Below are 13,688 nucleotides of genomic sequence, written 5' to 3'. Positions count from 1 at the left end.
GTTCGGGATAACTTCTCTTTTTAGAAAATAATCCAGTAGAGCAATCCTGCCAGTCCCGCAGTAATCGGAATCGTAATGAACCACGTAATAATGATACGTCCAGCAAGTCCCCATTTCACCGCAGAGAAACGTTTCGCGGAACCCACACCCAGAATAGCTGAGGTGATCGCGTGCGTTGTACTAACTGGAAGGTGAAGCAACGTTGCTGTGAAAATAACGGAAGCAGCTGAAATATCCGCAGCAAAACCATTAATCGGTTCAATTTTAAAGATTTTGGTACCCATCGTTTTGATGATTTTCCAACCACCGATGGACGTACCCAGAGCCATCGCTGTTGCCGCTGAAATTTTAACCCACAGCGGAACATCCAGATTATCCTGCACACCTGCTGCAACCAGAGCAAAGGTAATAATACCCATCGCTTTCTGTGCATCATTCGTACCATGCGTGAATGCTTGCAGTGCTGCCGTGAAAATCTGTACCGTACGGAAACCTTTGTTCACGTTATGCGGACTGCGTTTGGCGAAAATATATTTGAGAATCGTCATGACCACATAACCGATGGCAAACGCGATCAGAGGTGATAATAGCAAACCTCCAACGATATCAATGAATCCGCTCCATTTCACTTTATCAGATCCTGCGCCAACGAGCACGGCACCTGCAAGGGCTCCAATAAGTGCATGTGATGAGGAAGACGGAATACCAAACCACCATGTAACCAGGTTCCAGATAATCGCTGATATCAAGGTGACTATGACGACCTCTATCCCGTTATCCAGCGTGGTGGGGTCGGTCACACTCCCCCCAATCGTCTTCGCAACACCTGTGAACATCATCGCACCGACAAAGTTCATCACCGCTGCCATAAGAATAGCTCGACGCGGCGTCAGTGCTCGAGTTGAGACCGAAGTCGCAATGGCATTGGCCGTGTCGTGAAAACCGTTGATGAAGTCAAACGCCAGTGCAAGGAAGACGACTATACCCAATACCCAAATCGTTGTTTCCATTATTCTCTGGCTCCTTAAGAATTACGCATAATGATGGATTCAAGCACGTTCGCCACGTCTTCACAAGCATCCGTTGTTGTCTCAAGACGTTCGTAAATTTCCTTACGCTTGATCAGTTCAATCGGATCAGACACGGTAGCGAAGAGATGTTTGATACACATGCGCAGCACTTCGTCGCCTTGGTTTTCCAGATCATTCAAACGAATGGTATACTCACGGATCGCGAGCAATTTTTTCTGGGACAGCAGATGGATCGCCTTCTGAATTTCGTAAGCCGATTGGCGCAAAATTTCAGCAAACTGTATGACGAACTCATCATCTGGATCTGTCAGTTGGTACATATAGAAACGGGAAGCCGTTGCTTCGAGTCCGTCCAATACGTCATCAAGTGTTGTTGTCAGCTCCATAATATCATCGCGTTCGATCGGCGTGATAAATGTTTTGTTGAGTTCTGTAATGATCGTATGCACGTAATCATCACATTTCGACTCGTACTTCTTCATTTCATTAGCAAAAAGAGTCACATCCTGAAGGTTGGAAACATGCTGGGAGAAATAATCTGCCGCTTGAACAACCGTATCTGCCATATTCTCCAGTGTCTCAAAAAATATATCCTTCTTCTTCTTAAGCTTCATAGCTCTATCCCCTTTACGAGAAAAATTGCCGACAACCGATGAAACATGAAATGACAACCTTTGATATCTTATCATATTTGTTTCATGGTTTGTACAAAAGGTGTGATCCTTTTTTATATTCTTATCACATTAATCTGAAATGAATCTTAATTATTTGGAATAATGGTAAATTCAAGTCAAGATTTTACACTGCGTTTACAATTCGACATCAAAATTCAAAATCGACACGATTCTACTTTTCACGCTAAGGACAAATATAATGCCTTTTCGACAACAAAATGAATACATGTTTCATTGTTTTCTTTCATTACATCCTTTTATTGCTGCGCAGCCAGCTTCACATGACTGGAAAATTCCGGTTGATTGGGAACAATGCTGATAAAGGTTTTACCCGGTACAAGAGCAACTTCACTGCCACCTTGAACAAACCGTATAATATCCCCCTGCTTCTTCACCCACTGCCCACGAATCATCTTGCCCTTTTGAAACAGCATGGCTTCCCCGCCCTGTTCCAAATTAACGGACAACCGACCTACATTATCGAGCACCTTGTGATCTGCACCTGCCACAATGATGTTTGCTGCACCAAGTTGAGTCCCATTATCCAGATCCTGATCTGCCTTGCCATTCACCATTCTCATATATCGTCCGCTAACTTCATCATAATCATACGTCACCCGGTAACTATCCAATAAATAATGGATATCGAATTGCTTCACTGCCTCTCCTGCGGATGTCGCGCCTTCTTCGTTATAATTGTATACCGGCGACTTGAAATCATGGCTGTAACCCTTGATGTCTGACCCTTCTCTCAGCTTGTCCGCTGAAGTATACAGATTATGTGGGGCTTTACGATCCGAGGAACGCCAGAAGTAAGGTCCACCATTCGAGATTTCATCCATATGCTGTTTCTGCTGCCTTTGCAAAATGGAATACGCCTCCGGGCTGCCTCCGGCGTGAACAAGTACCCCATCATAACTCTCGCCGAGCTCAATTAGATATGGACGTATACTGCGAACGGGTCCAACCGTCTCAGCACCGCCTCCACTCTGGAAGATGGCTATGAAACGGGTAATGCCTCCCTCAGCGAGAACTTCAAGAATGATATCGGCTGAACTTAGACCCGATTGGGGCCGAGCTGCGGGTGCATTATTAATCATTACGGCGAGTGGTCGACGCGTAATCGCTTCATCTACAGGCAGACCCGTCAGAGGTGCTGTATAGAGAGACGTGTTGGTTTCCTCCACGTGTTCTTCTTGTACAGGTGCAGGTGTCGGTTCTGGCTGAACTGGCATCTGCGCCACCTCCTGGTTTTGGCAGGCAACAAGACTTAATGAGAGAATAAACAGAGATGCAGCCGATGCTGCTTTGTTCCATTTAAAAAGCTTCAATATAGGACCTCCTGAACGATATGGCCTGGTTCTAAGTTGTGATATATGTCTCATGTGGGCAACCATTTCACGTATTTCTTTCCATTTAATCACACCCCATCCGATTTGTCTGCGCCTAGAAGGCCTTGATACAGCTTGAAATTCACATTTGAAACAGCGATTTGCAAGAAAAATATGTCCTAAATGTGAACTTCTCAAACCTTACTTAAAATTTGAACTAGATTGTGATTTTAATCACAAACAAAACAACTTTTGAACTATACAATAAAGACATCAAAGGTGATCACTTAGAAAAACAAAAACAACACACACTAGATTCCATGAAGGAGTGGTTCATATGTTCAGCACAAACCAATGGCTTAGAGAAAACAAAGTAGCAATGTGGATTTTGACAGTACTTCGGGTGTATATCGGTTATGATTGGATGACTCACGGATGGAGCAAATTGACTGGCGGATTCCAAGCTGGCGGGTTCTTGGCCGGTGCGGTAGAAAAAGCAACAGGTGATCATCCAGCAGTTCAAGCATGGTGGGCAACGTTCCTTGAGAAATTCGCAGTACCAAACGCAGGACTGTTCGACTTCGTTATCCCATTGGGTGAATTCCTTGTAGGTTTGGGTCTCATCCTCGGTTGCTTCACTACACTAGCAGCACTGATGGCTATGGTCATGAACTTCGCGTTCCTCTTCTCGGGAACAGTAAGCACGAATGCTCAACTGGTTGTAATGGAAATCTTCCTTGTCGTTGCTGGTGCAAATGCAGGTAAAATCGGTCTGGATCACTGGGTACTGCCTTACCTTCGCGGATTGTTCACTCGTAACAACAAAGGAAATCTTCCTAAAGACACACCAACGATTAGCCCTACTCAAAAAACAGCTTAAGCAATCATTCATAGAATTCTCGGCCCTGCTCCCAATCCCCCTGGAGAGCAGGGCTTTTTACTTTTCAAAATCAGCCTGAATGCCTGACTGACTTGCCCATCCACAGAAAATCGTATTATGATGAAATAAAGTTGAACTTCAAAGGAGTACACGATATGCCGACCCAGCGACGTCTCGAGACCGATGCGGACTTCCAGGAAGCCATGAATATGAAGTATAAGGTTCGAGTTTTTAAAGATAATCACCAGATTGACTCCGGTGGCATCATTATCCGTTTTGACAGCAACACCGTAGTAGTACAATCCAGTGTCAGTGAGCTCGCTTATCATTCGCGTACAGACTGTGAATTGTTCGAAATCCGCAAATAAAGATCTATTGCATGAATAAGTCCTCGTATTGAAAAAAGGTTACTGTAGCCCTTCAAGGGTGTACAGTAACCTTCTTTTGTTTATATATTGTAATTGTATGCATTAATACACGTTATCCGTACGAAACTGGCATCAAGCACCATAATCAGGCTGTTGTCTGTTCCAAGTTACACGCCGTCTCCAAACTGCCAGCAGTTTAAACTGAGCGTTCCATAAGGGTAAGACTGGAATAGACGCTTCGCTGATCGGGACATATCCGCTGTACCCATGGCGTAGAACAAAGGTGCAATGTGTTCTGTACCATACGACGGAACCGCCGTACGTGCATGAGGGGCTTTTTTCTCATATTGAAACAGTTCTCTTGTGTTCCACTGCTGCAAGCGCTCCCCAATCCAGTTATCAAATTCAACCGCCCACTCTTGCGGTTCATCCGTATTGCCCAGCAATCGCAAATTGTGAACCGTTCCACCGCTGCCAATGATTAACACATCATCATGACGTAGCTGTTCCAGCATTCGGCCAATATCATACTGTTCCTGCGGCGTACGCAGCGAGTCTACAGATACAGCAATCACAGGTATGTTAGCCTCGGGATACATATGGAGCAACGGTACCCATACGCCATGATCCAGCCCTCGGCCTCGAATCGGCTGATGTGCCAGATTGCTGCGGGTGAACAAAGCACATATCTCGTTCGCTAAATCTGGCTGCCCAGATGCAGGGTATTCCATCGTATACATCGTAGAAGGAAATCCGTAAAAATCATGCAAGGTCTGATGTGTATCATCCATCGTCACGGACGGCTTAGGACAATCCCAATGCGCCGTAAATACGACAATGGCTTTCGGAGCCGGCAGCCTGTCTCCAAGCTGGTTCAAGAAGTGAGTGTAGTCATTGCTCTCCACCGCCAGAGCGGGAGAACCATGCGCAATGAAAAGTGCGGGTAATGTCATTGCTGCCAACCTCCAGACACGGATAGAATGCTTACTCCTCTATTTTACCCTTAAGAAGGCGCTTTTCCAAGCTGACATCCCCAAACAGTTGTAATCCTGCCACTTATATCATCCAGTGCTGCCAATCCTGCTCGATCTTCTGACGTTCCCCAAGCCACTCTCTGGTACACGTAATTAGCTGTTCCCGCTCTTTACCTGAAGAGAAGGTGTGATCGCCCTGGAAGATGATCTCCTTGTCACAGCGGCCCTCTTGGCGCATCCAGAATACCTTTTGATACAGGAATGCGTAGTCTACAGGAATAATCTCATCTGACGTGCCATGTACGACGAGTACATCTCCGCTAAACTTAACTGCTTCCTGGAATGGCTGTTGTTCAGCAAGAGACTCGAAGAACGCCGGTGTGAATTTGTATCCGAGATAATCAGCCGCACCCAGTTTCACGCCTTCATCATATACTTCCCGTCCCGTAATCTTCACGATATCATTGAATGGATAACCCACGGAGGACCACATAACCAGGTTTTTGACACGTTTGTCACGTACAGCAGTTAGTAATGCAACGGCACCACCCAGACTATGACCAATCAGCGTAACACGCGTAGGATCTACATCACTGCAATTCACCGCGTAGTCCAGCACCGAACGGGTCTGCAGCACCATGGACTCCAGTCCCTCCGCTCCGTACTCCCCACTGCTCTCTCCGCAACCGATATAATCGAAACGCAGGACCAGATAACCGTCTTCAGCCAGCTCCCGTGCAGTCTTTACAAACAAACGATCCACGCCGATCCGGCTACCAACGAAGCCGTGGCAGATGACCGCCAGAGGGACTCGCTGCTGACTCTTCTCCTCCTTGATATCTTTCACAACCGGATAATGAATCGTGGCTGTTAATTCTTCCTGTCCATGACGGATACTGATCTGACGTTCCATACCGATTTCCCCTTTCCACGCTTAGCCTGTTGAGCTTTATTTATTAAATATATATAATCCGATAAGTTTAGTGTGTATTAAGATGTTATTCATATATTATCATCCCGTAACCTTCAAGTCAACGTAAGTAAAAACCTTTCTACGTCGACTACCAATCTACATTTTATCGGATAATAAGCACAAAAAAATGAGCCACGCTGATGACAGCTGGCCCGGATATCATTTGGAATTCAAATCAAGTGTTACAGGATCGTTATTCGTAGCTTCTACGGAACATCTCGTGGGTCTCCACCCGTCCATTCCACTCATGCTCATGACCCGAATCACTATTGTCCCAGAAACTTCTTCCCTTCAAATTGCCATCTGTCAGTTCTTCTGCATACTCCGTATCCTCCAGGTTCTCTTCAAAGGATACAACCTCGTCCACGACTCCACGGGAGTTGCTGTTCAGTAGCAGCTTCCGCGTCAATTCTGTTTGTTTATCCATAACAAGCACACTCCAATCTTGGATTTCTGTTGGAAATGCTACTATTGTGATGGAATCGGCTGCTCTTTATGCATACTTCACACAATCGTTAGATCTGTGAGGCGTGAGGGTATTTTTTCACATGAACGGGGGAAAATAAACGAACAAACATAGGCAGCATATGCCTCGGAATCCTTCTGCCGAAAGGAATGAATTCATGGAACATCTACTGGAATGGATTCAACATCACGGTAAACTGGTACTGTTATGCACCTGTGTTATACTGGCCTGTGTATGGATATGGGTCCACCATGAGCAGCTTTTTTATAAGGAATGACTTTGCGAAACGAGAGCCCTTCCCGTATACTAAAATACCGTCAGGGTCTTCAGTCCATTGGAAGATCAGAACGTGTGTAGACAGGGGGAGCAATCATTGGGGATTTCCTATAAGAAGCTTAAAGAAATACAGAATCGGCAAATAACTGAGATGAGTCGAATGACACCTGAACATGTGAAATTGTATGACGAGATCAGCACAATTGCGCGTCATGCGCCAGCGGACGAGAGAACACAGGAAGAGTGGATACTCTCCGCAGGAAAAGCAATCGTACAGGCTCAGCGGGATAACAAACCCGCTCGCGAGTTATACGGACCTGATCTGGAACAAGACATCCATACACAGCTCGGGATTACAAATACAGCACCGGAGAAGACGGCTGTCGTTGAGATGGGTAAATCCAGCCCAACCCGTGATACTAGTTCAACAGCTTCATCGAAAAAGAATGCCAACGCTGTAGAACCACAGCCAACTGAGAATCCAGAGCCTGTGAAACGGACACCAAAGTGGTATGTCATGATCGCTTGGGCGGCTTTGTCTTTTGTCATGTTGATTCAAGGATGTGTGGGATTGTTCGTGGGTTGGACTGGCGGAGATACGGAGCCGTTCCAACACATCAGTCTGTTCTCTCTGATCGTTGCGGCAGTTGGCGGTATTGCATTGGTGGAGATGCTTCGCCGTCTTGCTGAGCGACCAGACGATGAAGGAGCGGACAAGAACACCGTACCTAAGGTTAACCTTAAGGGAATCATCATTTACATCGTCATCGTGGTCCTTGTGCTCTTTGTAGGGTATCCACTGCGTGATAAACTTCCGGTATTTGCACTGGCTCCATGGGTGAGTGCAGTGATCGGAGTTGTGGGACTTGCAACGGTAAGGCCTTTATTTGGACAAAAGAAAACTGCATAACACGTATATAAGCGATTAAGGGGCCTTGAGGGTCCCTTTTTCATGTTCTGACGAATTTAAACCCTTCTGATATTAGGTACACGTGACATGGGCACGGGAACGCTCACGAATTCGTGAGGTCTTTTTCCATTTGGAGCTGGTTCCGATGTTTGATTTCTTTGCCCGGTGTCTCTCCAAACTCCCGCTTGAACATCCGGATAAAATAGTTCACTTCCATCCCTACGGTCTCTGCCGCCTCTCGTACACTTGCTCGTGGATGCTTGTCCATCCAGTCCGAAGCCTTCTGCAAACGTAATCGTTGCATATATTGATGTCCTGTCACGCCATAATGCTGGTGAAATAGTCGGTTGAGATGCTGCACCGAATAACCCACTGCGTCAGCGATGTGCTTCAATAACAGGTCATCCTGATAGTGCGTATGCATCAATGCTACTGCTCGGATGAGTGCATCCTTGCTCGGATCGGGCTCCCGATTAGAGTGTTTTACAGTGCCATCCTGTGCCCTGGATGTTCCAATACCTCCTATGCCGACATCAGATGGTATTTTCGATTGTGCTAAATCCAAAATGAGCTGGTAGATCAGGGTTGATGTGTCCCACATCTCCGTTGCTCCTTGATCCAACGCGTGCCAGAGATTGGTCATGCGTGACCAGATGATTTCAAAACCGGGGATATGGCAAGGCTCGTTCTGAAGCAAACCCGTGGATTGTAATACCGATCCAGCCGATGCACCGCCAATACCGATATAACCCAGTTCCCCTTTGGATTTGGAATGAGGCACATACTCATGCGCAACCTCGGGTTCCACGATGAATAACTGCCCTGCTCCTATCATCCATGTCCCTTTTCCCGTTATCTTGAACTGCCCTTCACCACCGCGTGACAAAAACAACTGATACACCGGAAATCCATCCGGTCTATGCAGAACTTTTTCTTCCTGCGTGCCCACACAATACAGGTACAGTGGCAACCGGGAATCCGGCAGGCCCATCAAACGAAACGCAAGCATTCCATCATTCCTTTCGGCTCATAGGCTCCTACATAAGGTGAACTAAAGATATTTACACTGTCCGTTTCATGTAAATATTTAGTTCAATCTATATGGCCAACTTCCCTTTATTATCCATTATTTGTTCCCGATGTAACAATGGTCTTAGGAACCTTTTTGACAACAAGATTTTCAAAAAGCGAGTCTGAAATTCACGCCAGACGATTGTCGTTCATACATAATGAAAACACCCTTTCCGGATGGAAAGGGTGTTCGAGTTTGTTTCAGTGTAAATTTTTACATTCAGCCCTGTGGAGGTGTTTACCCCTCACTTGAGGCTGGTGGATTGGTAATAGACGTCTGCTCCTGTGTAGGCGTAGGCTGAGCTTTTTCAAGCTTGAATGTATCCGATGGGCCTGAAAGTGTATGTTTATTCGTTGTTGTATTTGCAGCAACTGAAAGAATATACACCTTATACTCGCCTCCTTCCACCAGATTGGCTCCAGTTGAATCTATAGCTGATTTCGTTAAAGTAACTTCAACCGCTGCAGGATTTCCAATTGGGTAGCTAGTGTTAGAGCTTGCTGTAGTAATATCCAAATTATCTGTTCCTTTAACAATAAAGATTCGGTATGCAGAAATCCCCGTTTCAGCAGTTGGTTTAGTAAAGGTAAGCTTATAACTCGCTTCGGTTACAGTACTTGTATTTTGAAGGCCTGTAATAGTAGCAGTTTGAACCACATTTGCTTGTGTAAAGATATTAAACTCATTGGAAGCAAGGGACAGATTGGAAGCACGTGATGTACTGTCCGAAACGGACAAGACAAACACTCTGTATTTCTGTCCAGCTACAAGGACACTACCATTAATATCTCGATGTCCACCGTTTAGCACTACCGGACTGCCTGCATTGTTTTTGTTAATTTCAATAAAAGAATTAATTCCAAGAGCAGAACTTGTATTGAATCCACTCACTTGGTTAGCAGGCACAATCAGGATACGATAATTGGAGATATTGGTCTCGTTAGTTGCCTTATTGAAGGTTATTGTTACATCCGAAGGCGTTCCAGACTGTCCTTGATCTTTAACGGTTGCATTCACATTACTCGCCACTGCTACAGCGGAATTTGAAGTCAGTGTCACTATACCAGAGGCTGACGATATTGCATTCACTAAAGACGTGTTATTATTAACAGCCATCACGTACACTCGATAGCCTACATCATTACGGATCAAGTCACCATCCACTGATCTCGAACCATTAGACAAAGTAATCGTCTGGTTGCTTCCAGTTCTACTTACATACGTATAATTCGAGCTATTCACTGTATTGGCTACGTTCAGATTGAAGCTGCCTGCATTTGCATTTTTCACTACAAACACCCGATAATGATTCACATTTGTCTCATCTGCGGATTTAGTGAACGTCACACGCAGATCACGTCCATCTCCAGTATCCCCAATATCAGTTGCAACCACATTGCTCGGAGCTGTTACAGCCGCGTTTGCCGACAATGTAATCTGGGAAGAGTAACCAGACAAAGCATTTTGACTGGAGTTTCCGTTGTTGTTCACCGACAGAACGAATACCCGATAAGCAACATTATTGCTAATGGTATAACCATTGGTATCTACCGCATAGTTTGGAAGCGTAACGGACAGGTTACCACCCGTTTTGTTCACCTGCGTATAGTTGTTTGACGCATTAGCTGCGCTTAGTGTGAAGCTGCCCACATTAGCGGAACGAACTACATATACTCGGTAGGCAGAGATTCTGGATTCATCCGCAGCTTTGTTGAAAGAAACCCGCAGATCACGCCCATCACCGTAGTCACTAATATCCGCAACAGACAGGTTGCTAATAACTCCCGCGTTACCGGTCGTTGTCAGTCTCAGAGCTGTGGAGGAAGCTGACAGCGCATTGGTGTATCCATTTTGCTGGTTGCCCACCGCCATCACAAAGATGCGATAATCTTGCAGATTCGTTACGTTATAACCACTTGTGTCCTTCATGGATGAAGGCAAAGTCGTTGTAATGTTGTTGCCTGTTTTATTCACCGTATAGTACAGACTGGAGGACAGATTACTTGCCGTCGTCAGATTGAAGTTGCTGGCAACCGAGTTGCGTACCACAAAGACGCGATAATTCGCCACCTTGGACTCATCCGATGAACGATTAAAGCTCACCTGAATATCACGACCATCTCCATAATCCGAGTTATCTCTCACCTGCGTAATTACCGGAGATGTTGCTGTGTTCACGGACAGCGTAAGTGAAGATGATGCTGCGGACAGCTTGCTGTCTGTTGTTGTATTAGTGCTTACCGACAAGATGTAGACCACATACGCTGTGCCGCTTTTGATTAATTCGCCGGACGTATCCCGTGTCGAAGAAGTCAGCTGGCTTTTCACTGCGGTACTGTTTCCTTTGTATATGATCGTCGAGTTTGCACTGGACACTTTGTTCGCTGCAGCCAGATTGAACGCAGAAGAGTCCTTCGCTTTAACAACAAAAGCGCGATAATACGTAATGTTCGATGTCGTGCTCGGCTGCGTGAAGTTAATCTCCAGATCGCGGCCATCGCCATAGTCACTAATATCTGCGGCACGCAGACTTGTAACTGCCTGTACCGTGGATTTCACATTATTGAGCTTCAAGGCTTGGGAAGACCAGTTCAATGCATTTTTATAATTATTGCTGCTGTTACCAACAGTCAGTACATACAGGCGATACGTTTCATTGCTGTTAAGCAGATCCCCGTTTACGTCACGCGTCTGTGCATTAAGTGTCAGTTTCGGGTTGCTGCCATTTGGTGTAACAGATGTATAGTTCGCAGAAGGTACGGCAGTTGCTGAGGACTCCGTAAAGCTATTCACATCGCGAGTTTTCACCAGCATAATCCGGTAAGCAGATACCGCCTTCTCTGAAGTTGGACGTGTGAAGCTCACGGTCAAGTCACGACCATCTCCGTTACTTCCGGATACCGAACCATAGATGTTCCATGCAGCATATTGAGTCTCATCTACTGGAGGTGTTGCTGTTGTCTTGATATCTACACGCTGATTGCGTGAGTTCCAGAATACTTTTTCTCCAAAAGCTTCACTGACAAAACGAATTGGAACCATCGTGTTGCCCTTAATCGTGTTCGCAGGTACATCCAGCGATATCGCTTCCCCGTTGATGTATGCCGTTTTGGAACCAAGTGTCAAAGTAACTTCCTGATCGTCGCGCGTTGCAACAATCGTTTTGGTTCTGTTCGTGTACTGTACCTTCGCATCCAATCCTTCAAAAATCGACCGCAGCGGAACCAGTACGCGTCCACCTTTCATGACAGGTGCCTGAGCAGATGATAACTCTGCATCATTAATATATATACTGATCCTCGCGGCTGCATCCATAACCGACGTTGGAAGTGCGGACATCAGCATGGCTGATACAGCCAGCGCTGACATTACCTTCTTCACTTGTTTTCCTCCCGCTTTCCTCATATCCCATATCCCCATTCTCGCATTTAGTTAACATCGAAATAGATTCGCTGTTCTTTTCATGAATTCCTGTATTTACCTATGCACAACTAAGACGTTCCGATCGGCTCAAAAGTTTCCAGTTGTACAAAAATTATTTTCTCAGAAATCTTCCTCTATCTTCCACCCTCCAAAAGTTAAAAATAACAGAAGAATTTGTCACCATTCCGCAACCACATCCTGCACCAATTGGGTTAATGTATAGTGACTAGTGAACAACACCTATCATTTTCTCAACTACGGGAGGTTCATATCTATGACATCATCGTTCCAATCTGCCAAACGTAAAGGCATGCGCACCTTCATTACAGCCACCGCCATCCTCATGCTGCTCCAAATGGCTGTCGCTCCATTATCCGGAGTCCCTGCTGCCGCTTCTTCCAGTACAGATACCAAAGTCACAACTGCCGGTTCAACAACGATATATAAAACATTTCAGTCCATGCTCTACAAAAAGAACGGCTTGCCTGCCGCGGATACTTATCTCGAATCTCATATCAATCAAGTCACCACTTATCATGCAACTCTGATGGTCTTACAACTGGAGAATGCCCGCAACAAGGCGTTAACAGCCATGACGGACCGTCTACTGGTGCCTAATGTTCAAGACAAGATGATCAAAGCCTACAAGTGGAATGATAGCTTCACCCAACTGATGAGCCGCACCAACGACACCAGTCTGCGTGCGCTGCTCCAGCAGGCACGGGATAGCGGTTATCGCCTGGTTATGCTGGAAGGTTCCCTCTATCCGATCATGAATTATATGGCTTTTCAGAAATATATCTCGTACGTGAAACCAGACATCAAACAATACATTAATATTATGGCAGTTGAAACCAGCAACCTTGCCGCCGATGATGGTGCACTGGTCATTGGCTATCAGGAGATTCTCAATCGCGCTTTGAATCAGGAACGATTCCTGAACGAATATCCGAAGTCCAATCGGGTACAACAGGTGAAGAACCTGATGAATAACTATACCTTGTATACCTTTTATGGCCTGAATAATACGCCTTTATTTGACTATGAAACGAACAAAATGACAGCCAATGCCCAGAAAGGTTACAAAGCTGTCTTACAACGTAACTCATCCGAAGACAGTGCCTTCCTGGCCAAACTCGAAAAGTTCATGGACATCGTAACCGAAGCCAAATTCGAGAAAACCGCTGCTGTCGAGAAATGGCTAGAGCAGAATGTGCCGGTCAGCGACTACGCGAATTATTGAATTAATCTGCTCCCACGGTTAACACCCGGTTCAAATTCAGGCTAAATCCCAACAGATAACCACAACA

General features: G+C 45.6%; 12 protein-coding genes. 4 read left to right on the top strand and 8 right to left on the bottom strand.

Features of this window, described 5'->3' with window-relative positions:
- Positions 1 to 20: 20 nt before the first annotated feature.
- From CXK86_RS24350 to CXK86_RS24340, 3 genes are all read right to left on the bottom strand, one after another.
- Positions 21 to 1,010, bottom strand: coding sequence for an inorganic phosphate transporter (locus CXK86_RS24350; protein WP_036606054.1), 990 nt, complete (start codon positions 1,008 to 1,010; stop codon positions 21 to 23).
- Positions 1,011 to 1,024: 14 nt separating this feature from the next.
- Positions 1,025 to 1,645 (bottom strand): DUF47 domain-containing protein, encoded by a 621-nt coding sequence (locus CXK86_RS24345; RefSeq protein ID WP_017690670.1) that lies wholly within the window; start codon positions 1,643 to 1,645, stop codon positions 1,025 to 1,027.
- Positions 1,646 to 1,962: 317 nt separating this feature from the next.
- The gene (locus CXK86_RS24340) at positions 1,963 to 3,036 is read right to left on the bottom strand and encodes a DUF3048 domain-containing protein (RefSeq protein WP_101314742.1); all 1,074 of its coding nucleotides are present in this window, start codon (positions 3,034 to 3,036) and stop codon (positions 1,963 to 1,965) included.
- 337 nt (positions 3,037 to 3,373) lie between these two features.
- Here CXK86_RS24340 and CXK86_RS24335 point away from each other — a divergent pair, with 337 nt between their 5' ends.
- A complete protein-coding gene (locus CXK86_RS24335) occupies positions 3,374 to 3,916 on the top strand; it encodes a DoxX family protein (RefSeq protein WP_036606056.1) in 543 nt (180 codons plus the stop codon).
- Positions 3,917 to 4,071: 155 nt separating this feature from the next.
- Positions 4,072 to 4,284 carry a hypothetical protein gene (locus CXK86_RS24330; protein WP_017690673.1) on the top strand — a complete coding sequence of 71 codons (213 nt, stop codon included), beginning with the start codon at positions 4,072 to 4,074 and terminating at the stop codon, positions 4,282 to 4,284.
- Between the two features lie 167 nt (positions 4,285 to 4,451).
- On the opposite strand, the gene CXK86_RS24325 is transcribed toward CXK86_RS24330, so the two are convergent.
- The 3 genes from CXK86_RS24325 to CXK86_RS24315 form a co-directional block, all read right to left on the bottom strand.
- The gene (locus CXK86_RS24325) at positions 4,452 to 5,237 is read right to left on the bottom strand and encodes a DODA-type extradiol aromatic ring-opening family dioxygenase (RefSeq protein WP_100526323.1); all 786 of its coding nucleotides are present in this window, start codon (positions 5,235 to 5,237) and stop codon (positions 4,452 to 4,454) included.
- Between the two features lie 103 nt (positions 5,238 to 5,340).
- A complete protein-coding gene (locus CXK86_RS24320; RefSeq protein ID WP_101314741.1) occupies positions 5,341 to 6,171 on the bottom strand; it encodes an alpha/beta hydrolase in 831 nt (276 codons plus the stop codon).
- A 253-nt stretch (positions 6,172 to 6,424) separates the two neighbouring features.
- Positions 6,425 to 6,658 carry a hypothetical protein gene (locus tag CXK86_RS24315; protein WP_047840502.1) on the bottom strand — a complete coding sequence of 78 codons (234 nt, stop codon included), beginning with the start codon at positions 6,656 to 6,658 and terminating at the stop codon, positions 6,425 to 6,427.
- A 412-nt stretch (positions 6,659 to 7,070) separates the two neighbouring features.
- Here CXK86_RS24315 and CXK86_RS24310 point away from each other — a divergent pair, with 412 nt between their 5' ends.
- Positions 7,071 to 7,883, top strand: a complete 813-nt coding sequence (locus tag CXK86_RS24310; protein WP_083685008.1) for a DUF1129 family protein — start codon at positions 7,071 to 7,073, stop codon at positions 7,881 to 7,883.
- Positions 7,884 to 7,986: 103 nt separating this feature from the next.
- Here CXK86_RS24310 and CXK86_RS24305 read toward each other — a convergent pair whose 3' ends face one another.
- Positions 7,987 to 8,892: an AraC family transcriptional regulator gene (locus CXK86_RS24305; RefSeq protein WP_076253826.1), complete on the bottom strand. Its 906-nt coding sequence runs from the start codon at positions 8,890 to 8,892 to the stop codon at positions 7,987 to 7,989.
- A gap of 300 nt (positions 8,893 to 9,192) precedes the next feature.
- On the bottom strand, positions 9,193 to 12,336 hold the full coding sequence (locus tag CXK86_RS24300) for a copper amine oxidase N-terminal domain-containing protein (RefSeq protein ID WP_179087947.1): 3,144 nt from the start codon (positions 12,334 to 12,336) through the stop codon (positions 9,193 to 9,195).
- Positions 12,337 to 12,652: 316 nt separating this feature from the next.
- On the opposite strand from CXK86_RS24300, the gene CXK86_RS24295 reads away from it, so the two are divergent.
- On the top strand, positions 12,653 to 13,621 hold the full coding sequence (locus CXK86_RS24295; protein WP_083685014.1) for a hypothetical protein: 969 nt from the start codon (positions 12,653 to 12,655) through the stop codon (positions 13,619 to 13,621).
- Positions 13,622 to 13,688: the final 67 nt, after the last annotated feature.

Origin of the sequence: Paenibacillus sp. BGI2013, assembly GCF_002843485.1 — a bacterium.
Classification (GTDB): domain Bacteria; phylum Bacillota; class Bacilli; order Paenibacillales; family Paenibacillaceae; genus Paenibacillus; species Paenibacillus amylolyticus.
Note: the sequence above shows the minus strand (reverse complement) of the source record. Positions and strands in the feature narration are given on the sequence as shown.